Here is a 21,696-nt window from a genome sequence, read left to right as displayed (position 1 = left end):
AATGAAAAAAATTATGACATTCTTGAAAAAAACGAAAGTGAAGGCTTTCACGCTTGTGGAGATGTTGGTGGTCTTGCTCATCATCAGCGTGCTTCTATTACTCTTTGTACCTAATCTGACCAAGCAAAAAGAAGCAGTCAATGACAAAGGAAAAGCTGCTGTTGTTAAGGTTGTGGAAAGCCAGGCAGAGCTTTATAGCTTGGATAAAAATGAAGATGCTAGCCTAAGCAAGTTACAAGCAGATGGGAGAATCACAGAAGAGCAGGCTAAAGCTTATAAAGAATACCATGTTAAACAAGGTACCAGTCAAAGTGTTTCAGATTAAGGCCTTTACCATGTTTGAAAGTCTATTGGTTTTGGGTCTTGTGAGTATCCTTGCCTTGGGCTTGTCTGGCTCTGTCCAGTCCACTTTTGCGGCGGTAGAGGAGCAGATTTTCTTTATGGAGTTTGAAGAACTCTATCGGGAAACTCAAAAACGCAGTGTAGCTAGTCAGCAAAAGACAAGTTTGAGCATAGACGGAAAGACCATTAGCAATGGCAGTCAAAAGCTGACAGTTCCTAAAGGAATTCAAGCACTATCGGGACAAAGTATCACATTTGACCGAGTTGGAGGCAATTCGTCCCTGGCTAAGGTTGAATTTCAGACCAGTAAAGGAGCTATTCGCTATCAGTTATATCTAGGAAATGGAAAAATTAAACGCATTAAGGAAACAAAAAATTAGGGCAGTGATTTTGCTGGAAGCAGTAGTCGCTCTAGCTATCTTTGCCAGCATTGCGACCCTTCTTTTGGGACAAATTCAGAAAAATAGACAAGAAGAAGCAAAAATTTTGCAAAAGGAAGAAGTCTTGAGGGTAGCTAAGATGGCCTTGCAGACAGGTCAAAATCAGGTAAACATCAACGGAGTTGAGATTCAGGTGTTTTCTAGTGAAAAGGGATTGGAGGTTTATCATGGCTCAGAACAGTTGTTGGCTATCAAAGAGCATTAAAATCAAGGCTTTTACCCTGTTAGAATCCCTGATTGCTCTTATTGTTATCAGTGGGAGTTTACTTCTCTTTCAAGCCATGAGTCAGCTCCTTATTTCAGAAGTTCGATACCAGCAACAAAGCGAGCAAAAGGAGTGGCTCCTGTTTGTGGACCAGTTGGAGGCAGAATTAGACCGTTCGCAGTTCGAAAAAGTAGAAGGTAATCGCATTTATATGAAGCAGGATGGCAAGGAAATTGCGATAGGTAAGTCTAAATCAGATGATTTTCGGAAAACCGATGCCAGTGGACGAGGATATCAGCCTATGATTTATGGACTCAAATCTGCACAGATTACAGAGGACAATCAAGTGGTTCGCTTTCGTTTTCAATTCCAAAAAGGCTTAGAAAGGGAGTTCATCTATCGTGTGGAAAAAGCAAAAAGTTAAGGCGGGTGTTCTCATCTATGCAGTCACTATGGCAGCCATCTTTAGTCTTTTGTTACAATTTTACTTGAACAGACAAGTCGCCCACTATCAAGACTATTCTTTGAATAAAGAAAAGCTGATTGCTTTTGCTATGGCCAATCGAACCAAAGATAAGGTTGAGCAAGAAAGTGGGGAACAGGCCTTTAATCTGGGTCAAGTGAGTTATCAAAATAAGAAAACAAGCTTGGTGACGACGGTTCGTACGCCTAAGAGTCAATATGAGTTCATCTTTCCTTCCGTCAAAATCAAAGAAGAGAAAACAGATAAAAAGGAAAAGGTAGTGACTGATTCAAGTAATCAAGCAGAGAAGAAAAAATCAGAAGAGAAAGTTGAAAAGAAAGAGAATTCCTAGCCAATCAAGCTACTTTGTGCTAAACTAAAAATATGAAACATGATTTTAACCACAAAGCAGAAACTTTCGATTCCCCTAAAAATATCTTCCTTGCAAACTTGGTTTGTCAAGCAGTCAAGAAACAGATTGATCTTCTATCAGACAAAGAAATTTTGGATTTCGGTGGAGGGACGGGGCTGTTAACCTTGCCTCTAGCCAAGCAGGCCAAGTCTGTGACATTGGTGGATATTTCGGAGAAAATGCTGGAGCAAGCTCGTTTGAAAGCGGAGCGGCAAGACATCAAGAATATCCACTTTTTGGAGCAAGATTTACTGGAAAAACCCTTGGAGAAAGAGTTTGATCTCATTGTTGTTTGTCGTGTTCTTCATCATATGCCTGATTTGGATGCGACTCTCTTACTGTTTTATCAACATTTGAGGGAAGATGGACAACTCCTACTTGCTGATTTTACCAAGACAGAAGCTAACCATCATGGATTTAAATTGCCTGAACTGGAAAACAAGCTAGCCCAGTTTGGTTTTTCATCTGTGCATAGTCAGATTCTCTATAGCGCTGAAGACCTGTTTCAAGGAAATTACGCAGAACTCTTTTTAACAGTAGCCCAAAAATCACTCGCCTAGTCAGGGAGTGATTTTTCTATAAGGATGGAAAAAAGAAGGGAAATTTGATAAGATAGGAATATGGATTTTGAAAAAATTGAACAAGCTTATACGTATTTACTAGAGAATGTCCAAGTCATCCAAAGTGATTTGGCGACCAACTTTTATGACGCCTTGGTGGAGCAAAATAGCATCTATCTGGATGGTGAAACTGAGCTAGAGCAGGTCAAGGAAAACAATCAGGCCCTTAAACGCTTAGCGCTACGCAAAGAAGAATGGCTCAAGACCTACCAGTTTCTCTTGATGAAGGCTGGGCAGACAGAGCCCCTACAGGCCAATCACCAGTTTACACCAGATGCCATTGCTTTACTTTTGGTGTTTATTGTGGAAGAGTTGTTTAAAGAAGAGGAGATTACGATCCTCGAAATGGGTTCTGGGATGGGAATTCTAGGCGCTACTTTCTTGACCTCGCTTGATAAAAAGGTGGATTACTTGGGAATGGAAGTGGATGATTTGCTGATTGATTTGGCAGCAAGCATGGCAGATGTAATTGGTTTGCAGGCTGGCTTTGTCCAAGGAGATGCTGTTCGTCCACAAATGCTCAAAGAAAGCGACGTGGTCATCAGCGACTTGCCTGTCGGCTATTATCCTGATGATGCCGTTGCGTCGCGCCATCAAGTTGCTTCTAGTCAAGAAAATACCTACGCCCATCACTTGCTCATGGAACAAGGGCTTAAGTACCTCAAATCAGATGGCTACGCTATTTTTCTAGCTCCGAGTGATTTGTTGACCAGTCCTCAAAGTGACTTGTTGAAAGGTTGGTTGAAAGAGGAGGCAAGTCTGACTGCCATGATTAGTTTGCCTGAAAATCTCTTTGCCAATGCCAAACAATCTAAGACCATTTTTATCCTACAGAAGAAAAATGAAATAACAGTAGATCCTTTTGTTTATCCTCTTGCTAGCTTGCAAGATGCAAGTGTTTTAATGAAATTTAAAGAAAATTTTCAAAAATGGACTCAAGGTACTGAAATATAAAATAGATTTTGTTATAATAGATGAAAACGCTTAAAAGAGGAGTCTTGTTATGACAAAAACAATTGCAATCAATGCAGGAAGTTCAAGTTTAAAATGGCAATTATACTTAATGCCAGAGGAAAAAGTGTTAGCCAAAGGCTTGATTGAACGTATCGGTTTGAAAGATTCGATTTCAACTGTAAAATTTGATGGCCGTTCTGAACAACAGATTTTGGATATCGAAAATCATACACAAGCCGTTAAAATTTTATTGGATGACTTGATTCGTTTCGATATTATCAAGGCTTACGATGAGATTACTGGTGTTGGACACCGTGTTGTGGCAGGTGGAGAATATTTCAAAGAATCAACAGTCGTTGAGGGAGATGTTTTAGAAAAAGTTGAAGAGTTGAGCTTGTTGGCTCCTCTCCACAATCCAGCCAATGCAGCAGGTGTTCGTGCCTTCAAGGAATTGTTGCCAGACATTACCAGTGTAGTTGTTTTTGATACTTCATTCCACACAAGTATGCCAGAGAAAGCTTATCGCTACCCTCTACCAACAAAATATTACACAGAAAACAAGGTTCGTAAATACGGTGCCCACGGTACAAGCCACCAGTTTGTAGCAGGAGAAGCTGCAAAACTCTTGGGACGTCCATTAGAAGATTTGAAATTGATTACTTGCCACATCGGTAATGGTGCTTCTATTACAGCAGTTAAGGGTGGTCAATCTGTCGATACTTCAATGGGCTTCACTCCACTTGGTGGTGTGATGATGGGAACTCGTACAGGGGATATTGACCCAGCTATCATTCCTTACCTAATGCAATATACAGAGGACTTTAACACGCCTGAAGATATTAGTCGCGTCCTTAATCGTGAATCAGGACTTATGGGTGTTTCAGGCAAATCTAGTGATATGCGTGATGTGATTGCTGCTATGGAAGAAGGGGACCACGATGCCACTTTAGCCTATGAAATGTATGTTGATCGTATCCAAAAACATATCGGTCAATACCTTGCAGTCCTAAATGGAGCAGATGCTATTATCTTCACAGCAGGTATCGGAGAAAATGCAGCTGCTGTACGTAAGGATGTTATCTCAGGAATTTCTTGGTTTGGCTGTGATGTTGACCCAGAAAAGAACGTCTTTGGCGTGACAGGAGACATCTCAACAGAGGCAGCGAAAATCCGTGTCTTGGTTATTCCAACAGATGAAGAATTAGTCATTGCCCGTGACGTTGAACGCTTGAAAAAATAACAAAAATCAGAAAAAATATTCCGTACAAGGAGTTGGAAAAGTGATTTTTCCAGCTTCTTTTTCTGATGAAATTGTCCAAAACCTTGCTATGATTGGCTTTTTTGAAAAATATGGTATAATAGTAGTAATTTAATAGATGGAGTTGAGTTTTGAAGAAAAACTTTCGTGTAAAAAGAGAGAAAGATTTTAAGGCGATTTTTAAGGAGGGGACAAGTTTTGCCAATCGCAAATTTGTTGTCTACCAACTAGAAAACCAGAAAAACCATTTTCGAGTAGGTCTATCAGTTAGCAAAAAACTGGGGAATGCCGTCACTAGAAATCAAATTAAGCGACGGATTCGGCATATTATCCAGAATGCCAAAGGGAGTCTGGTAGAAGATGTCGACTTTGTTATCATTGCTCGAAAAGGAGTCGAAACCTTGGGATACGCAGAGATGGAGAAAAATCTACTCCACGTATTAAAATTATCAAAGATTTACCAGGAAGGAAATGGGAGTGAAAAAGAAACTACAGTTGACTAGTTTGCTAGGACTGTCTCTATTTATCATGACAGCCTGTGCAACAAATGGGACAACTAGCGATATTACAGCCAATTCGGCTGATTTTTGGAGTAAATTCGTTTACTTCTTTGCGGAAATCATTCGCTTTTTATCGTTTGACATCAGTATCGGAGTGGGGATTATTCTCTTTACGGTCTTGATTCGTACAGTGCTCTTGCCAGTCTTCCAAGTGCAAATGGTGGCATCCAGAAAAATGCAGGAAGCTCAACCACGCATTAAGGCGCTTCGAGAACAATATCCAGGTCGAGATATGGAAAGCAGAACTAAGCTAGAGCAAGAAATGCGTAAAGTCTTTAAAGAAATGGGTGTCAGACAGTCGGATTCTCTTTGGCCGATTTTGATTCAGATGCCGCTTATCTTGGCCTTGTTCCAAGCTCTATCAAGGGTTGACTTTTTGAAGACAGGGCATTTCTTATGGATTAACCTTGGTGGTGTGGATACAACCCTTGTGCTTCCGATTTTAGCAGCTGTATTTACCTTTTTAAGTACTTGGCTGTCTAATAAAGCCTTGTCTGAACGTAATGGCGCTACGACTGCGATGATGTATGGGATTCCAGTCTTAATCTTTGTCTTTGGGGTTTATGCTCCGAGCGGAGTCGCTCTCTACTGGGCAGTGTCCAATGCTTATCAAGTCTTGCAAACCTATTTCTTGAACAATCCATTCAAGATTATCGCAGAGCGCGAGGCCGTAGTACAAGCACAAAAAGATTTGGAAAATAGAAAAAGAAAAGCCAAGAAAAAGGCTCAGAAAACGAAATAATAAGGAGGAATCTGGTAATGGTAGTATTTACAGGTTCAACTGTTGAAGAAGCAATCCAGAAAGGATTGAAAGAATTAGATATTCCAAGAATGAAGGCTCACATCAAAGTCATTTCTCGTGAAAAAAATGGATTTCTTGGTTTATTTGGTAAAAAACCAGCTCAGGTTGACATTGAAGCTATTAGTGAAACAACTGTCATTAAAGCAAATCAACAAGCTGTTAAGGGTGTTCCTAAAGAAATCAATGAACAAAATGAACCGGTCAAAACGGTCAGTGAAGCAACCGTTGATTTGGGTCATGTTGTAGAAGCAATTAAAAAGATTGAAGAAGAAGGCCAAGGGGTTTCTGATGAAGTTAAGGCTGAAATTTTGAAAAATGAAAAACATGCTAACACCATTTTAGAAGAAACTGGGCATATTGAGATTTTAAATGAATTACAGCTTGAAGAAGCTGGTTTCGGAGAAGAAGTAGAAACTCCTATTGTCGAGACTCAAGCTGAACGAACTGAAAGTCAAGAATTAGAAGATTTGGGCTTAAAAGTGGAACCGAGTTTTGACATTGAACAAGTAGCTACGGAAGTAACGACTTATGTCCAAACAATCATTGATGATATGGATGTTGAGGCGACGATTTCAAATGATTATAACCGTCGTAGCATCAATTTACAAATTGATACCAATGAGCCAGGGCGTATTATTGGTTATCATGGTAAAGTTTTGAAGGCCTTGCAACTATTGGCTCAAAATTATCTTTACAACCGCTATTCAAGAACCTTCTACATTACTATTAATGTCAATGATTATGTTGAACATCGTGCAGAAGTCTTACAGACCTATGCTCAAAAATTGGCGACTCGTGTTTTAGAAGAAGGACGTAGTCATCAAACAGATCCTATGTCAAATAGCGAACGCAAGATCATCCATCGTATTATTTCACGTATGGATGGCGTGACTAGTTACTCTGAGGGTGATGAGCCAAATCGCTATGTCGTTGTAGATACAGAATAAGTAAAATCAGGGTTCTCCTGATTTTTTGCTAGCTGGAGGAGATTAAATTAATGTTGAATAAGATAAGAGACTATCTAGACTTTGCTGGTTTGCAGTACCGTAATCCGGATAAGTCTGGAGCAGAGCGAGAAAAAATGCTGGCATTTCGCCACAAAGGTCAAGAGGCCAGAAAGGCTTTTACAGAGCTAGCTAAAGCCTTTCAAGCAAGCCATCCAGAATGGCAACTCCAACAGACTAGCCAGTGGATGAATCAGGCGCAACGTTTGCGACCACACTTCTGGGCTTATCTACATCGTGAGGGGAAAGTGACAGAGCCAATGATGGCCTTACGTTTGTACGGAAGTTCTTCTGGTTTTGGAGTCTCACTAGAAGTCAGTTTCATCGAGCGCAAGAAAGATGAGCAAACTCTAGGCAAGCAGGCCAAGGTTTTAGAAATTCCACCAGTAGAAGGGATTTATTATCTAGCCTACTCTGATGGTCAAAGTCAACGGTGGGAGGCGAACGAAGAAAATCGTCAGGTCTTAGTCGAGAAGATAGGCAGTCAAGAAATCCGAAAAGTGTTAGTTAAAGCAGATGTTGCTTTTATAGAAAATCAATCATTAGAAGTGATTTTAGAAAAATTAGATGAAGCTTATGAGCGCTTACTTCCCTACTATCAGGCGACTAGAGGATAGCAAATAGAATACTTATTTACGTCGAATTGTTTAATTGCTATTCTATGTATTTTTTCATATAATAGTAAAATAGAATGTGTGATTCAATCATCACCTCAAATAGAAAGGAAATTCTATGTCAAATCTATCTGTTAATGCAATTCGTTTCCTAGGTATTGACGCTATCAACAAAGCCAACTCAGGTCACCCAGGTGTGGTTATGGGAGCGGCTCCGATGGCTTACAGCCTCTTTACAAAACAACTTCGTATCAATCCAGCTCAACCAAACTGGATTAACCGCGACCGTTTTATTCTTTCAGCTGGTCACGGTTCAATGCTTCTTTATGCCCTTCTTCACCTTTCTGGCTTTGAAGATGTCAGCATGGATGAGATCAAGAGCTTCCGTCAATGGGGTTCAAAAACACCAGGTCACCCAGAATTTGGCCATACAGCAGGGATTGATGCTACAACAGGTCCTCTAGGTCAAGGGATTTCAACTGCCACTGGTTTTGCCCAAGCAGAACGTTTCTTGGCAGCCAAATATAACCGCGAAGGCTACAATATCTTTGACCACTATACTTACGTTATCTGTGGAGACGGAGACTTGATGGAAGGTGTCTCAAGTGAGGCGGCTTCATACGCAGGTTTGCAAAAACTAGACAAGTTGGTTGTTCTTTATGATTCAAATGACATCAACTTGGATGGTGAGACAAAGGATTCCTTTACAGAAAGTGTTCGTGACCGTTACAATGCCTACGGTTGGCATACTGCCTTGGTAGAAGATGGAACAGACTTAGAAGCAATCCATGCTGCTATCGAAACAGCTAAAGCTTCAGGAAAACCATCTTTGATTGAAGTGAAGACGGTTATTGGATACGGTTCTCCAAACAAACAAGGAACTAATGCTGTACACGGTGCTCCTCTTGGAGCAGATGAAACTGCAGCTACTCGTCAAGCACTTGTTTGGGACTATGAACCATTTGAAATACCAGAACAAGTTTATGCTGATTTCAAAGAACATGTTGCAGATCGTGGCGCATCAGCTTATCAAGCTTGGACTGAATTAGTTGCTGACTATAAAGAGGCTCATCCAGAACTGGCTGCAGAAGTAAAAGCTATCATCGATGGACGTGATCCAGTTGAAGTGACTCCAGCAGACTTCCCAGCTTTAGAAAATGGTTTCTCTCAAGCAACTCGTAACTCGAGTCAGGATGCTTTGAACGTTGTGGCAGCTAAGTTACCAACCTTCCTAGGTGGATCAGCTGACCTAGCTCACTCAAACATGACTTATATCAAGACTGACGGACTTCAAGACGATGCCAATCGCTTGAACCGTAACATTCAGTTTGGTGTTCGTGAATTTGCAATGGGAACGATTTTGAACGGGATGGCCCTTCACGGTGGACTTCGTGTATACGGTGGTACTTTCTTCGTCTTCTCTGACTATGTGAAGGCAGCTGTTCGCTTGTCAGCCTTACAAGGACTTCCTGTGACTTATGTCTTTACCCACGATTCAATCGCAGTCGGGGAAGACGGTCCTACGCACGAACCAGTTGAGCACTTAGCAGGTCTTCGTGCTATGCCAAATCTGAATGTTTTCCGTCCAGCAGATGCGCGTGAAACGCAAGCAGCTTGGTACCTTGCAGTGACAAGTGAGAAAACACCAACTGCCCTTGTCTTGACACGTCAAAACTTGACTGTTGAAGAGGGAACAGACTTCGACAAGGTTGCAAAAGGTGCCTATGTTGTCTATGAAAATGCAGCAGACTTTGATACCATCTTGATTGCGACAGGTTCAGAGGTTAATCTTGCTGTCTCAGCTGCCAAAGAGTTGGCTAGTCAAGGTGCAAAAGTCCGCGTAGTCAGCATGCCATCTACAGATGTCTTTGATAAACAAGATGCGGCTTACAAGGAAGAAATTCTTCCAAATGCAGTTCGCCGTCGTGTTGCAGTCGAAATGGGTGCAACTCAAAACTGGTACAAATATGTTGGTCTAGATGGTGCTGTTCTCGGTATTGATACCTTCGGAGCCTCTGCTCCAGCACCAAAAGTATTGGCAGAGTACGGATTTACAGTTGAAAATCTTGTAAAAGTCGTTCAAAACTTGAAATAATCCTAAAAATCAGGGCGCAAGCTCTGGTTTTTCTTATTAGAAAAGCAAGGTACAATCTTGTAAAAGTAGCTGAAATTTGATATAGTAGTCCTATGTAAAAGACAAAGGAGAAGAAAATGAATCCAAATTATACATTTTTAATTATGCTTGTAGCGATGTTAGGCTTAATGTTCTTTATGCAACGCTCTCAAAAGAAACAAGCACAAAAACGTATGGAAAGCTTAAATAAACTGCAAAAAGGCTATGAAGTGATTACAATCGGTGGACTTTACGGAACAGTCGATGAAGTAGATACTGAGAAGAGAACGATTGTTCTTGATGTAGATGGAGTTTACTTGACTTTTGAACTAGCTGCTATCAAGACAGTATTACCGCTGAAAGAAACAGCTTCACTAGAAGGTGCAATTGAAAAATAAGACGGGATTACTAACTCCCGTTTTTCTATAAAAGAAAGGAAATGGGATGAAAAAACTAGTCTTTGTCTGTCTGGGGAATATTTGCCGTAGTCCTATGGCTGAGTTTGTTATGAAATCAATGACAGATAATTATGAAATCCAAAGTCGAGCGACTTCTTCTTGGGAACATGGCAATCCGATTCATAAGGGAACTCAAGGGATTTTTCAACAGTATGAGATTCCTTACGACAAAGCCAAAACATCGCTTCAGATTAGTAAGGAAGATTTTGAAGCCTTTGATTATATTATCGGCATGGATGCTTCAAATGTTTCTGACCTACGTCAGATGTGTCCAGTAGACTGTCAAGATAAGATTTACTCATTTGCATCTGAAAGTGTTCCAGATCCTTGGTATACAGGAGATTTTGAAGAAACCTATCAGCGTGTTCAAGAGGGTTGTCAAGCTTGGTTAGAACGTTTAGAAAAGGAGAGTGAAGATGGAAAATCTTAAGAATTTTTACGAAAAGTATCGTGTCTATCTGACTCGCCCACGTTTAGAGCTTTTGGCAGTAGTTACGATTGTTTTTTGTGCTGTGCTCGTCTTTTTTCTAAATATTCCCGGAAAAGGTGTTCTAAAGCTTGATAATGGAACCATTGTTTACGACGGCAGTCTTGTCCGTGGTAAAATGAATGGACAGGGTACCATTACTTTCCAAAATGGAGACCAGTATACTGGTGGTTTCAACAATGGAGCCTTCAACGGAAAAGGTACCTTTCAATCTAAAGAAGGCTGGACCTACGAAGGTGATTTTGTAAATGGTCAGGCTGAAGGAAAAGGGAAACTAACAACAGAACAAGAAGTCGTTTATGAAGGGACTTTTAAACAAGGCGTTTTTCAACAAAAATAAAGCCTCCTTATCAAAGGAGGTATTGTTAGTACCTAAAAGTAAGCGCTTACTAGAAAATCTATCTCTTTCCAAGCTCCTCTTCCAATCAAGCTTGTGAAATAAAAAAATATTTGAAATTCATTTCACAAACTCTAAAGAAAAAACTTGATAAGTAAAGAAAATGAGAAAAAATTCACAAACAATAAAAAATTCTTTGTGAAATGTTTATGAAACTGTTTACAAAGTTGAAATAATGCGTTATAATAAACTTGTGAAAAAATTAACAAAGGATATCGATCCTTGAAAGCTATGGAGGAAAATATGGCTGATAAAAAAACTGTGACACCAGAAGAAAAGAAACTCGCTGCTGAAAAGCATGTCGATGGCTTGGTGCAAAAAGCTTTAGTTGCTCTTGAGGAAATGCGTAAACTCGACCAAGAACAGGTCGACTACATCGTAGCTAAAGCGTCAGTTGCAGCTTTGGATGCCCACGGAGAATTGGCTTTACATGCCTTTGAAGAAACAGGACGTGGTGTATTTGAAGATAAAGCAACTAAGAACTTGTTTGCTTGTGAACACGTAGTAAACAACATGCGCCACACTAAGACAGTTGGCGTTATTGAAGAAGACGATGTAACAGGTTTGACTCTTATCGCTGAACCAGTTGGTGTTGTTTGTGGTATCACTCCAACAACAAACCCAACATCAACAGCGATCTTCAAATCATTGATTTCATTGAAGACACGTAACCCAATCGTCTTTGCCTTCCACCCTTCAGCTCAAGAATCATCAGCTCACGCAGCTCAAATCGTTCGTGATGCTGCGATTAAAGCAGGAGCTCCTGAAAACTGTGTACAGTGGATCACTGAACCATCTATGGAAGCAACTAGTGCGCTTATGAACCACGAAGGCGTTGCAACAATTCTTGCAACAGGTGGTAATGCCATGGTTAAAGCGGCTTACTCATGTGGTAAACCAGCTCTTGGGGTAGGTGCCGGAAACGTTCCAGCTTATGTTGAAAAATCAGCAAACATCCGTCAAGCAGCACACGATATCGTTATGTCTAAATCATTTGATAATGGTATGGTCTGTGCATCTGAACAAGCGGTTATCATTGATAAAGAAATTTACGATGAATTTGTAGCAGAGTTCAAATCTTACCACACTTACTTTGTAAACAAGAAAGAAAAAGCTCTTCTTGAAGAATTCTGCTTCGGCGTGAAAGCAAACAGCAAAAACTGTGCTGGTGCGAAATTGAACGCTGACATCGTTGGTAAACCAGCAACTTGGATTGCAGAGCAAGCAGGATTTACAGTTCCAGAAGGAACAAACATTCTTGCTGCAGAATGTAAAGAAGTTGGTGAAAACGAGCCATTGACTCGTGAAAAATTGTCACCAGTTATCGCAGTTTTGAAATCTGAAAGCCGTGAAGATGGTATTTCCAAAGCTCGTCAAATGGTTGAATTTAACGGTCTTGGTCACTCAGCAGCTATCCACACAGCTGACGAAGAATTGACTAAAGAATTTGGTAAAGCTGTTAAAGCTATTCGTGTTATCTGTAACTCACCTTCTACTTTCGGTGGTATCGGGGACGTTTACAATGCCTTCTTGCCATCATTGACACTCGGATGTGGTTCTTACGGACGTAACTCAGTTGGGGATAACGTTAGTGCCATTAACCTTTTGAATATCAAAAAAGTCGGAAGACGGAGAAATAACATGCAATGGATGAAACTTCCTTCAAAAACATACTTTGAACGTGATTCAATTCAATACCTTCAAAAATGTCGTGACGTTGAACGTGTCATGATCGTTACTGACCATGCCATGGTAGAGCTTGGTTTCCTTGATCGTATCATTGAACAACTTGATCTTCGTCGCAATAAGGTTGTTTACCAAATCTTTGCTGATGTAGAACCAGATCCAGATATCACTACAGTTGAACGTGGTACTGAAATCATGCGTGCCTTCAAACCAGATACAATCATCGCTCTTGGTGGTGGATCTCCAATGGATGCTGCTAAAGTAATGTGGCTCTTCTACGAACAACCAGAAGTAGACTTCCGTGACCTTGTACAAAAATTCATGGATATCCGTAAACGTGCCTTCAAATTCCCGTTGCTTGGTAAGAAGACTAAATTCATCGCAATCCCAACAACATCTGGTACAGGATCTGAAGTAACACCATTTGCCGTTATCTCTGATAAAGCAAATAACCGTAAATACCCAATCGCTGACTACTCATTGACACCAACTGTGGCAATCGTAGACCCTGCTTTGGTATTGACAGTTCCTGGATTTGTTGCTGCGGACACTGGTATGGACGTATTGACCCACGCGACTGAAGCTTACGTATCACAAATGGCTAGCGACTACACTGATGGTCTTGCACTTCAAGCGATCAAACTTGTATTCGAAAACCTTGAAAGCTCAGTTAAGAATGCAGACTTCCATTCACGCGAGAAAATGCATAACGCTTCAACAATCGCTGGTATGGCCTTTGCCAATGCCTTCCTAGGTATTTCTCACTCAATGGCCCATAAGATTGGTGCGCAATTCCACACAATCCACGGTCGTACAAATGCTATCTTGCTTCCATACGTCATCCGCTACAACGGTACACGTCCAGCTAAGACAGCAACATGGCCTAAGTACAACTACTACCGTGCAGATGAGAAGTACCAAGATATCGCTCGTATGCTTGGACTTCCAGCTTCTACTCCAGAAGAAGGTGTGGAATCTTACGCAAAAGCTGTCTATGAACTTGGTGAGCGCGTAGGTATCCAAATGAACTTCAAAGCACAAGGTATCGACGAAAAAGAATGGAAAGAACATTCACGTGAATTAGCCTTCCTTGCTTACGAAGACCAATGTTCACCAGCTAACCCACGCCTTCCAATGGTTGACCATATGCAAGAAATCATCGAAGATTCTTACTATGGCTACAAAGAAAGACCAGGACGCCGTAAATAATTGTTTATCAGCCTAGAGGCAGGGAATCCCTGTCTCTTTTTTTGTAATTCTATTTGAAAAATGGTATAATCATCGCATATATTTATTTGAAAATCAAATCTTTTATAATCATGCGAGGGGCAAATGAACAAGATAAATGAGTTAGGGGATAAAGTGCGACTTTTAAGAGAGGAGAAAGGACTTAGTCGTCCAGTTTTTTGTGGGGATGAGTCTGAATTATCAGTGCGTCAGTTGGTGAGAATCGAAAAAGGAGAATTTCGACCGACTATAAAAACACTAGAATATATTGCAGATAGATTAGAAATTCCATCCTACGTCTTGATGCCAGATTATAAGGAACTGCCTAAACGCTACCAAGAATTAAAGTACTTTCTTTTACATCACCCTGACTATGGAGACAAGGAGTTGCAAGAACAAAAGGAAGAATATTTTGATGAGATTTTTGAGTGTTTTTATGATGACCTGCCCCGTGATGAGAAGATGATAGTGGACTGCCTTCAGGCAATAGATGCAGTGAGAGCGACTAGTAATTCTTTATACGGAAGTGGTGTGATTGAGGACAGTCTTCAAGACTTACTATCCAGAGATGTATATAAGGCTGAGGAATTGTTGAAATTGAGACTGTATTTTCTTTGTCAGTTAATGGATGGTTTAAACGAGGGTGAGATAAAAAAGTCTGAGCATGAAACTATTCTTTATTTTCATGACAAATTAAGTTCTCAGGTTGATAAGATAGAGTTCGATTGTTTGGACTTACTTAGAGACTCCTTGTTAGCTTCTTTAACTTGTATAGAGGTTATGGGGTTGCTTCATTATTTTAAGAGGGCAGTCGAGACCTTAAATAAAATAGGGCAAAAAACACGAGATTTTCAAAAACAACCGATTGTCTCGATGATTGAGTGGAAATATTATATTCAGATGGATTATGAAACAGCCAAACAAAAGTATGAAGAAGCAAAAATGATGGCAAGGATGTTTGGCAATGAGAAGTTACTCGTTAGTTTAGATAATGAATGGGCCGAGGATCTAGAAAGATATCGTTAAAGAGTTTATAGGAGTGACATTTCTGTCATTGGAGAAATGTCGCTTTTTTGTTAAAATGAATTTTACTTGATATACATCCAGAAGCAAACTAGGGAATAGAGAGAAAGTTCTAAGTAGTAGGCTTAAAGGGTGGGAAATCAGTGCTGAAGTAGCTTGAAGGATTTTCTATAAGTATGATGTATGACGATAACGGTTTTAAACAAGGGGGAAAGAATGTCCATTTTATCCATTAAAAATATTTCAAAGTTTTACACTTTGGACGGTAAACATCAAGAACAGGCTTTAAAGAATATAAACCTGCAAATCGCAAAAGGTAAAATTACAGCGATTTACGGGCCGTCAGGCTGTGGCAAAACTAGCTTGCTAAACATCATCAGTGGTCTAGATAGACAATATGAAGGAGTTTTAGAATTTAAAGGGGAATCTCTCCGTGGCTTATCAGAGATTGAACTAACTCAATTTCGTAAAAACAAGATTGGATTTGTGTTTCAAAACTTCAACCTCATTCCTCATCAATCTGTCTTGGACAATGTCAAGCTACCTCTCTATGTCAAAGATTTATCTGACAGGGAGATGACAATGATTGCAAAGGAGCAATTAAGTAGCTTAGGAATGGAGCCTTTTATGGCTAAAAATGTTAAACAGCTTTCTGGCGGGCAAAAGCAACGTGTAGCAATCGCGCGTGCCTTGGTAAATCAGCCTGATATGATTGTAGCAGATGAGCCAACGGGTTCGCTGGATTCTCAATCCCAAGAAATGGTATTGGAAGTATTTAAAAATTTAGCCCAAACAGGGAAAACAGTATTGATTGTAACCCATAATCCAGAGGTTGCCGAATATGCAGATGTGATTATCAAAATGAAGGATGGTGAAGTCGTTGAAGAAGTCAAAAAATAAAGGATTATCATTGAAAAATAAATTCAAACTTTCTTTAAATAACTTTCTGGAAAGAAAGTGGCGTAACCTATTGATTGCGCTAGCAACCTCAATCGGTTTTGTAGGAGTCTTAATTTCTTTCGGCTTGGGAAATGCTTTGATTTCGATGATTGATGAAAATACGAATGGAGGTCAAATCCCTTCTCAAGTTCAGATTGCTTTAAATACAGAAAATGCTGGACGAGGCTTTTTGAACCAAGATGATAAGAACTATATCACGGATACAGTTGGAAAAGAAGCTATTAAATATTTGGAGAGTCCTTTTGGGATGACCATGTCAAATATGACTATAGATGGGCAAGAAATGGATTTTAGTCAAACGATGCCTTCTTATGCTCAGGTAGTGAGTCTCTATGAGGATACAAGTATTTCTGTTAGTAGTAATGAGGCGGACAAAGTATTAGCCGGTTCCCTCTATACTGATACAAATGAACAGGGATTAACGATTCCAATCAGTTTACTAAAAAATTGGAATGAACAGACAGGAAACAATCTGACAGCTAGTGATGTTATTGGCAAATCAGTCTCAGCAAGTATTGTGGAAAATGCTGCCGAAGCTAGCAAGACTGCTCAATTTCAAACGAAGATTGTGCGTGTAATCAATGATGAAGATGACATGGAGGACAGCAACAGTTTCATGCCGTCTAATCAAATGGAAACGATTTTGAAAGAGGCTGGATTTACAAAAGCTGTATCTTATTTTATCTTGGAACTCAAAGATCCATCACAGACAAAAACGGTAACAGAAGAATTACAGAAAAATAAGAAGTATACGGTTCTTTCTCAACAGAAGGTTCTTGATATTGTGATTACCTTTATTCGTGTCATTCAGGGATTGTTGATTGTGCTTTCATCACAAGCTATTGTGGTAGCAGCGGTCATGATTGGTATCATTATTTACATCAATATCATGCAACGTTCTAAGGAAATAGGTGTCATGAAGGCAGTTGGTTATCAAAATCGTGATGTCAAAGGAATTTTTATTTACGAGGCTATCTGGATTGTAGGAATCGCCTTGCTGCTGGCCTTTTTGGTTGCACAAGGGGTGGGAAGTTTGGCGAATGCGATTGTAAGTCACTTTTACCCATCCATCACGAAGGTTTTTGAATTAAATCTTCTATCTATTTTAGGAACTCTAGCTTTTGCTCTATTACTTGGTTATGTCTCAGCCTACTTCCCAGCACGTAAAATTAGTAAAATGGATCCTGTAGAATCGCTACGATATGAATAGTAAGGAAGTTCTTGATTTATAGCCTGAAAAAGAAACTAACATAGAAAAACAATGCCCGTACTTGCAATTAAACTTAAATAGTTATATAATAGGTTTGTTGAAAGGTGATTTGTAGTGATTCAAGTTACTCTTTTCACAATAAAATTTTCATGATTTTCATAAGGAGGAAATCACTAATGGTAGTTAAAGTTGGTATTAACGGTTTCGGACGTATCGGTCGTCTTGCTTTCCGCCGTATCCAAAACGTAGAAGGTGTTGAAGTTACTCGCATCAACGACCTTACGGATCCAGTTATGCTTGCACACTTGTTGAAATATGACACAACTCAAGGTCGTTTCGACGGAACTGTGGAAGTTAGAGAAGGTGGATTTGAAGTTAACGGTAAATTCATCAAAGTTTCTGCTGAACGTGATCCAGAACAAATCGACTGGGCTAACGATGGTGTAGAAATCGTTCTTGAAGCTACTGGTTTCTTTGCTAAGAAAGCAGCTGCTGAAAAACACTTGCACGCTGGTGGTGCTAAGAAAGTTGTTATTACTGCTCCTGGTGGAAACGACGTTAAAACAGTTGTATTCAACACTAACCACGATGTTCTTGACGGTACTGAAACAGTTATCTCAGGTGCTTCATGTACTACAAACTGCTTGGCTCCTATGGCTAAAGCTCTTCAAGACAACTTTGGTGTTGTTGAAGGATTGATGACTACTATCCACGCTTACACTGGTGACCAAATGATCCTTGACGGACCACACCGTGGTGGTGACCTTCGCCGTGCTCGCGCTGGTGCTGCAAACATCGTTCCTAACTCAACTGGTGCTGCAAAAGCTATCGGTCTTGTAATCCCAGAATTGAACGGTAAACTTGACGGATCTGCACAACGCGTTCCAACTCCAACTGGATCAGTTACTGAATTGGTAGCAGTTCTTGAAAAGAACGTTACTGTTGATGAAGTGAACGCAGCTATGAAAGCAGCTTCAAACGAATCATACGGTTACACAGAAGATCCAATCGTATCTTCAGATATCGTAGGTATGTCTTACGGTTCATTGTTTGACGCAACTCAAACTAAAGTTCTTGACGTTGACGGTAAACAATTGGTTAAAGTTGTATCATGGTACGACAACGAAATGTCATACACTGCACAACTTGTTCGTACTCTTGAATACTTCGCAAAAATCGCTAAATAATTCTTGAGTCGATAAAAAGCAAGGCCTCTGGTCTTGCTTTTTAAATATTTAAAAATGGATGACGCTATCATCCATTCTTTTTTAACTCTTTTTCAAAAGTATCTGATAGGGTAGTGAAGCTTAATTTCTCTAGAGTAAGCGGATGGGTAAAGGACAGTCGAAAGGCGTGGAGCATAAGCCGACTTGTTTTTGATTTACTATTATAGAGAGGGTCGCCTAAAATAGGGAAGTTATGATGCGAAAGGTGCACACGAATCTGATGGGTTCGCCCGGTCTTTAGTTTGCAACGAACCAAGGAAGTTTTGTCTGGGAATTGCTTTAATCTGCTTACATGCGTTTCAGCATATTGCCCATTTTTTGTATCAACTATTCGTTTTCTGCGGTCATGGCGATCACGTCCGATTTTGTCCCTGAAAACAAGCTCTCTGCTGTTGATATTTCCGTCAACAAGTGCCCAATATTCTCTAGCAATCTCTTTTTTCTCCAATAAGCGATTGAGAATAGGGAGGATAAAAGGATTTTTAGCAAAAAGAACTAAACCGCTGGTTTCCATGTCCAGACGATGAACGACATAGCAGGTTTGGCCAACATAGGCACTGACATGGTTAAGAAGGGCGATTTCGCTTGGCTGATTACCATGCGTTTTCATTCCCTCGGGTTTGTTTACAATAATCAAGTGTTGATCTTGATAAACTTCCTGAATAAGTTTTGGGTTGCCCCAAGGAATTTCTTTTTCGGGATAATCTTCCTCGTCAAAAGTCAATTGGCAAACATCTCCAGGATTTACTATCTCGTTCCAATGAACTTCTTTTTGATTTATCAAAATATGTTTCTTGATTCTCAAAAAATGACGGATTTTTCTAGGGATGAGGAGTTGTTCCTCAAGTAATTGCTTTACCGTCATTTGAGGTAGAGAGTCTGGTAATGTAAATGTGAATTTCATACAGATATTGTAACAAAAAAAGCCCTATTTGGATAGGAAATAGCTAAATTCTTGTCTTCCTATGACGAAGATGATAAAATAAACGCATGAAATTAGATAAATTATTTGAGAAATTTCTTTCTCTTTTTAAAAAAGAAACAAGTGAATCAGAGGATTCTGATTCTACTAGCTTACGTCGCTCGCGTAGTGATCGAAAAAAATTAGCCCAAGTAGGTCCAATTCGAAAATTCTGGCGTCGTTATCATCTAACAAAGATTGTCCTTATACTAGGTTTGAGTGCAGGCTTGCTAGTTGGAACCTATTTGTTTGCTGTAGCTAAGTCAACCAATGTTAACGATTTGCAAAACGCCTTGAAAACTCGGACTATCATTTTTGACCGTGAAGAAAAAGAGGCTGGTGCCTTATCTGGTCAAAAAGGAACTTATGTTGAATTGACTGATATAAGTAAAAATTTGCAGAATGCCGTTATTGCGACAGAAGACCGTTCTTTTTATAAAAATGACGGGATTAACTATGGTCGTTTCTTCTTGGCGATTGTCACTGCTGGTCGTTCAGGTGGTGGTTCTACTATTACTCAACAGCTGGCTAAAAATGCCTATCTGTCGCAGGATCAAACTGTTGAGAGAAAAGCAAAAGAATTTTTCCTTGCCTTAGAATTAACAAAAAAATATAGTAAGGATCAGATCTTAACCATGTACCTTAACAATGCCTATTTTGGAAATGGTGTGTGGGGTGTAGAAGATGCGAGTAAGAAATACTTTGGAGTTTCTGCATCAGAAGTGAGTCTGGATCAAGCTGCGACTCTGGCAGGGATGCTCAAAGGACCGGAACTGTATAACCCCTTGAAATCTGTAGAAGATTCTACTAATCGTCGTGATACTGTCTTGCAAAATATGCTTGCAGCGGGTTACATTGATAAAAACCAAGAAACCGAAGCTGCAGAAGTTGATATGACTTCGCAATTGCACGATAAGTATGAAGGAAAAATCTCAGATTACCGCTATCCTTCTTACTTTGATGCGGTGGTTAACGAAGCCATTTCCAAGTATAATCTAACAGAGGAAGAAATTGTCAATAATGGCTACCGCATTTACACGGAGCTAGACCAAAACTATCAAGCAAATATGCAGGTTGTCTATGAAAATATATCACTATTTCCGAGGGCAGAGGATGGAACATTTGCTCAATCAGGAAGTGTAGCTCTCGAACCGAAAACAGGGGGAGTTCGTGGAGTTGTCGGTCAGGTTGCTGGCAATGATAAAACTGGATTCCGGAATTTCAACTATGCAACTCAATCAAAACGTAGCCCTGGTTCTACAATTAAGCCTTTAGTTGTTTATACGCCTGCAGTTGAAGCTGGCTGGGCTTTGAATAAGCAGTTGGATAACCATACCATGCAGTATGACAGCTATAAGGTTGATAACTATGCAGGGATCAAAACGAGTCGAGAAGTTCCTATGTATCAAGCCTTGGCAGAATCGCTTAATCTACCTGCTGTTGCCACTGTTAATGATTTGGGTGTTGATAAGGCTTTTGAGGCAGGAGAAAAATTTGGACTCAATATGGAAAAGGTCGACCGTGTTCTTGGTGTCGCCTTGGGAAGTGGTGTTGAAACCAACCCTCTGCAAATGGCTCAAGCATATGCTGCCTTTGCAAATGAAGGTTTAATGCCGGAAGCTCATTTTATTAGTAGAATTGAAAATGCTAGTGGTCAGGTCATTGCGAGCCATAAAAATTCACAAAAACGGGTGATTGATAAGTCTGTAGCTGATAAGATGACCAGTATGATGTTGGGGACATTTACCAACGGTACCGGTATTAGTTCATCTCCTGCAGATTATGTCATGGCAGGAAAAACTGGTACAACTGAAGCTGTTTTCAATCCTGAATACACAAGTGACCAGTGGGTGATTGGTTATACTCCGGATGTAGTGATTAGTCACTGGCTTGGTTTCCCTACCACTGATGAAAGCCACTATCTAGCAGGATCTACTTCAAACGGTGCAGCCCATGTCTTTAGAAACATTGCAAATACCATTTTACCTTATACGCCAGGAAGTACCTTTACGGTTGAAAATGCTTATAAGCAAAATGGAATTGCACCAGCCAATACAAGAAATCAAGTACAGAGTAATGAAGAAAATCAGGCGGATAATAGCCTTTCTGATATTAGAAGTCGTGCACAAAATCTGGTAGATGAGGCTAGTCGGGCTATCTCGGATGCTAAGATTAAGGAAAAGGCTCAAACAATATGGGATTCGGTAGTCAATCTATTTCGCTAAGATGCTTGTCAAAGCCTAGCTTTCTTGTTATAATAGATAAGATGGAGGC

General features: G+C 40.1%; 23 protein-coding genes. 22 read left to right on the top strand and 1 reads right to left on the bottom strand.

Annotation, left to right across the window (positions count from 1 at the left end):
* The first annotated feature begins 1 nt into the window (after position 1).
* From comGC to gap, 21 genes are all read left to right on the top strand, one after another.
* Positions 2-325 carry a competence type IV pilus major pilin ComGC gene (gene comGC / locus RN80_RS01095; RefSeq protein ID WP_060627216.1) on the top strand — a complete coding sequence of 108 codons (324 nt, stop codon included), beginning with the start codon at positions 2-4 and terminating at the stop codon, positions 323-325.
* Complete coding sequence (comGD, locus tag RN80_RS01090) at positions 288-722, top strand: competence type IV pilus minor pilin ComGD (RefSeq protein ID WP_060627215.1); 435 nt, start codon at positions 288-290, stop codon at positions 720-722. The genes comGC and comGD overlap by 38 nt, the downstream gene beginning before the upstream one ends.
* Positions 685-987: a competence type IV pilus minor pilin ComGE gene (gene comGE / locus RN80_RS01085; RefSeq protein WP_253275437.1), complete on the top strand. Its 303-nt coding sequence runs from the start codon at positions 685-687 to the stop codon at positions 985-987. Before comGD ends, comGE begins: the two co-directional genes overlap by 38 nt.
* Complete coding sequence (gene comGF / locus RN80_RS01080; protein WP_060627213.1) at positions 950-1,411, top strand: competence type IV pilus minor pilin ComGF; 462 nt, start codon at positions 950-952, stop codon at positions 1,409-1,411. The genes comGE and comGF overlap by 38 nt, the downstream gene beginning before the upstream one ends.
* Positions 1,389-1,802 carry a competence type IV pilus minor pilin ComGG gene (gene comGG / locus RN80_RS01075; RefSeq protein WP_060627212.1) on the top strand — a complete coding sequence of 138 codons (414 nt, stop codon included), beginning with the start codon at positions 1,389-1,391 and terminating at the stop codon, positions 1,800-1,802. The genes comGF and comGG overlap by 23 nt, the downstream gene beginning before the upstream one ends.
* Before the next feature lie 32 nt (positions 1,803-1,834).
* A complete protein-coding gene (locus RN80_RS01070) occupies positions 1,835-2,422 on the top strand; it encodes a class I SAM-dependent methyltransferase (RefSeq protein WP_060627211.1) in 588 nt (195 codons plus the stop codon).
* A 60-nt stretch (positions 2,423-2,482) separates the two neighbouring features.
* Positions 2,483-3,436 (top strand): class I SAM-dependent methyltransferase, encoded by a 954-nt coding sequence (locus RN80_RS01065; RefSeq protein WP_049515760.1) that lies wholly within the window; start codon positions 2,483-2,485, stop codon positions 3,434-3,436.
* Between the two features lie 49 nt (positions 3,437-3,485).
* Entirely contained in the window at positions 3,486-4,676 is a 1,191-nt protein-coding gene (locus RN80_RS01060) for an acetate kinase (RefSeq protein ID WP_060627210.1), read from the top strand.
* Positions 4,677-4,825: 149 nt separating this feature from the next.
* On the top strand, positions 4,826-5,197 hold the full coding sequence (rnpA, locus tag RN80_RS01055) for a ribonuclease P protein component (RefSeq protein ID WP_060627209.1): 372 nt from the start codon (positions 4,826-4,828) through the stop codon (positions 5,195-5,197).
* Positions 5,172-5,996, top strand: a complete 825-nt coding sequence (locus RN80_RS01050; RefSeq protein WP_216596062.1) for a membrane protein insertase YidC — start codon at positions 5,172-5,174, stop codon at positions 5,994-5,996. The genes rnpA and RN80_RS01050 overlap by 26 nt, the downstream gene beginning before the upstream one ends.
* A 17-nt stretch (positions 5,997-6,013) precedes the next feature.
* Complete coding sequence (gene jag / locus RN80_RS01045) at positions 6,014-7,003, top strand: RNA-binding cell elongation regulator Jag/EloR (RefSeq protein WP_060627207.1); 990 nt, start codon at positions 6,014-6,016, stop codon at positions 7,001-7,003.
* 50 nt (positions 7,004-7,053) lie between these two features.
* Positions 7,054-7,677: a hypothetical protein gene (locus RN80_RS01040; RefSeq protein ID WP_060627206.1), complete on the top strand. Its 624-nt coding sequence runs from the start codon at positions 7,054-7,056 to the stop codon at positions 7,675-7,677.
* A 115-nt stretch (positions 7,678-7,792) separates the two neighbouring features.
* Positions 7,793-9,769, top strand: a complete 1,977-nt coding sequence (gene tkt, locus RN80_RS01035; protein WP_060627205.1) for a transketolase — start codon at positions 7,793-7,795, stop codon at positions 9,767-9,769.
* 116 nt (positions 9,770-9,885) lie between these two features.
* The gene (yajC, locus tag RN80_RS01030; RefSeq protein WP_001069289.1) at positions 9,886-10,185 is read left to right on the top strand and encodes a preprotein translocase subunit YajC; all 300 of its coding nucleotides are present in this window, start codon (positions 9,886-9,888) and stop codon (positions 10,183-10,185) included.
* Between the two features lie 46 nt (positions 10,186-10,231).
* Complete coding sequence (locus tag RN80_RS01025; protein WP_060627204.1) at positions 10,232-10,675, top strand: low molecular weight protein-tyrosine-phosphatase; 444 nt, start codon at positions 10,232-10,234, stop codon at positions 10,673-10,675.
* Complete coding sequence (locus RN80_RS01020) at positions 10,662-11,072, top strand: MORN repeat-containing protein (protein WP_020902388.1); 411 nt, start codon at positions 10,662-10,664, stop codon at positions 11,070-11,072. Before RN80_RS01025 ends, RN80_RS01020 begins: the two co-directional genes overlap by 14 nt.
* Positions 11,073-11,372: 300 nt before the next feature.
* Complete coding sequence (gene adhE / locus RN80_RS01015; RefSeq protein ID WP_060627203.1) at positions 11,373-14,024, top strand: bifunctional acetaldehyde-CoA/alcohol dehydrogenase; 2,652 nt, start codon at positions 11,373-11,375, stop codon at positions 14,022-14,024.
* A 123-nt stretch (positions 14,025-14,147) separates the two neighbouring features.
* Positions 14,148-15,068, top strand: coding sequence for a helix-turn-helix domain-containing protein (locus RN80_RS01010; RefSeq protein ID WP_060627202.1), 921 nt, complete (start codon positions 14,148-14,150; stop codon positions 15,066-15,068).
* A 213-nt stretch (positions 15,069-15,281) separates the two neighbouring features.
* On the top strand, positions 15,282-15,965 hold the full coding sequence (locus RN80_RS01005) for an ABC transporter ATP-binding protein (RefSeq protein WP_060627201.1): 684 nt from the start codon (positions 15,282-15,284) through the stop codon (positions 15,963-15,965).
* Positions 15,934-17,235 (top strand): ABC transporter permease, encoded by a 1,302-nt coding sequence (locus RN80_RS01000; RefSeq protein ID WP_172672627.1) that lies wholly within the window; start codon positions 15,934-15,936, stop codon positions 17,233-17,235. The genes RN80_RS01005 and RN80_RS01000 overlap by 32 nt, the downstream gene beginning before the upstream one ends.
* A gap of 176 nt (positions 17,236-17,411) precedes the next feature.
* A complete protein-coding gene (gap, locus tag RN80_RS00995; protein WP_000260687.1) occupies positions 17,412-18,422 on the top strand; it encodes a type I glyceraldehyde-3-phosphate dehydrogenase in 1,011 nt (336 codons plus the stop codon).
* 67 nt (positions 18,423-18,489) lie between these two features.
* Here gap and RN80_RS00990 read toward each other — a convergent pair whose 3' ends face one another.
* Entirely contained in the window at positions 18,490-19,365 is an 876-nt protein-coding gene (locus tag RN80_RS00990) for an RluA family pseudouridine synthase (protein ID WP_080998465.1), read from the bottom strand.
* 86 nt (positions 19,366-19,451) lie between these two features.
* Between RN80_RS00990 and pbp2a the strand changes: the two genes are divergently transcribed.
* Positions 19,452-21,647, top strand: a complete 2,196-nt coding sequence (gene pbp2a, locus RN80_RS00985) for a penicillin-binding protein PBP2A (RefSeq protein WP_060627199.1) — start codon at positions 19,452-19,454, stop codon at positions 21,645-21,647.
* Positions 21,648-21,696 lie beyond the last annotated feature (49 nt).

This window comes from Streptococcus mitis, from assembly GCF_001281025.1.
Lineage (GTDB): Bacteria > Bacillota > Bacilli > Lactobacillales > Streptococcaceae > Streptococcus > Streptococcus mitis_AK.
This window is presented reverse-complemented; position numbering and strand designations above follow the sequence as displayed.

What these genes read in the sequence shown, in the direction of transcription:
- comGC (WP_060627216.1), top strand. Translation starts at nt 2, where the DNA reads ATGAAAAAAATTATGACATTCTTGAAAAAAACGAAAGTGAAGGCTTTC.
- comGD (WP_060627215.1), top strand. Translation starts at nt 288, where the DNA reads ATGTTAAACAAGGTACCAGTCAAAGTGTTTCAGATTAAGGCCTTTACC.
- comGE (WP_253275437.1), top strand. Translation starts at nt 685, where the DNA reads ATGGAAAAATTAAACGCATTAAGGAAACAAAAAATTAGGGCAGTGATT.
- comGF (WP_060627213.1), top strand. Translation starts at nt 950, where the DNA reads ATGGCTCAGAACAGTTGTTGGCTATCAAAGAGCATTAAAATCAAGGCT.
- RN80_RS01070 (WP_060627211.1), top strand. Translation starts at nt 1,835, where the DNA reads ATGAAACATGATTTTAACCACAAAGCAGAAACTTTCGATTCCCCTAAA.
- RN80_RS01065 (WP_049515760.1), top strand. Translation starts at nt 2,483, where the DNA reads ATGGATTTTGAAAAAATTGAACAAGCTTATACGTATTTACTAGAGAAT.
- RN80_RS01060 (WP_060627210.1), top strand. Translation starts at nt 3,486, where the DNA reads ATGACAAAAACAATTGCAATCAATGCAGGAAGTTCAAGTTTAAAATGG.
- jag (WP_060627207.1), top strand. Translation starts at nt 6,014, where the DNA reads ATGGTAGTATTTACAGGTTCAACTGTTGAAGAAGCAATCCAGAAAGGA.
- RN80_RS01040 (WP_060627206.1), top strand. Translation starts at nt 7,054, where the DNA reads ATGTTGAATAAGATAAGAGACTATCTAGACTTTGCTGGTTTGCAGTAC.
- tkt (WP_060627205.1), top strand. Translation starts at nt 7,793, where the DNA reads ATGTCAAATCTATCTGTTAATGCAATTCGTTTCCTAGGTATTGACGCT.
- yajC (WP_001069289.1), top strand. Translation starts at nt 9,886, where the DNA reads ATGAATCCAAATTATACATTTTTAATTATGCTTGTAGCGATGTTAGGC.
- RN80_RS01025 (WP_060627204.1), top strand. Translation starts at nt 10,232, where the DNA reads ATGAAAAAACTAGTCTTTGTCTGTCTGGGGAATATTTGCCGTAGTCCT.
- RN80_RS01020 (WP_020902388.1), top strand. Translation starts at nt 10,662, where the DNA reads ATGGAAAATCTTAAGAATTTTTACGAAAAGTATCGTGTCTATCTGACT.
- adhE (WP_060627203.1), top strand. Translation starts at nt 11,373, where the DNA reads ATGGCTGATAAAAAAACTGTGACACCAGAAGAAAAGAAACTCGCTGCT.
- RN80_RS01010 (WP_060627202.1), top strand. Translation starts at nt 14,148, where the DNA reads ATGAACAAGATAAATGAGTTAGGGGATAAAGTGCGACTTTTAAGAGAG.
- RN80_RS01005 (WP_060627201.1), top strand. Translation starts at nt 15,282, where the DNA reads ATGTCCATTTTATCCATTAAAAATATTTCAAAGTTTTACACTTTGGAC.
- RN80_RS01000 (WP_172672627.1), top strand. Translation starts at nt 15,934, where the DNA reads ATGGTGAAGTCGTTGAAGAAGTCAAAAAATAAAGGATTATCATTGAAA.
- gap (WP_000260687.1), top strand. Translation starts at nt 17,412, where the DNA reads ATGGTAGTTAAAGTTGGTATTAACGGTTTCGGACGTATCGGTCGTCTT.
- RN80_RS00990 (WP_080998465.1), bottom strand. Translation starts at nt 19,365, where the DNA reads ATGAAATTCACATTTACATTACCAGACTCTCTACCTCAAATGACGGTA.
- pbp2a (WP_060627199.1), top strand. Translation starts at nt 19,452, where the DNA reads ATGAAATTAGATAAATTATTTGAGAAATTTCTTTCTCTTTTTAAAAAA.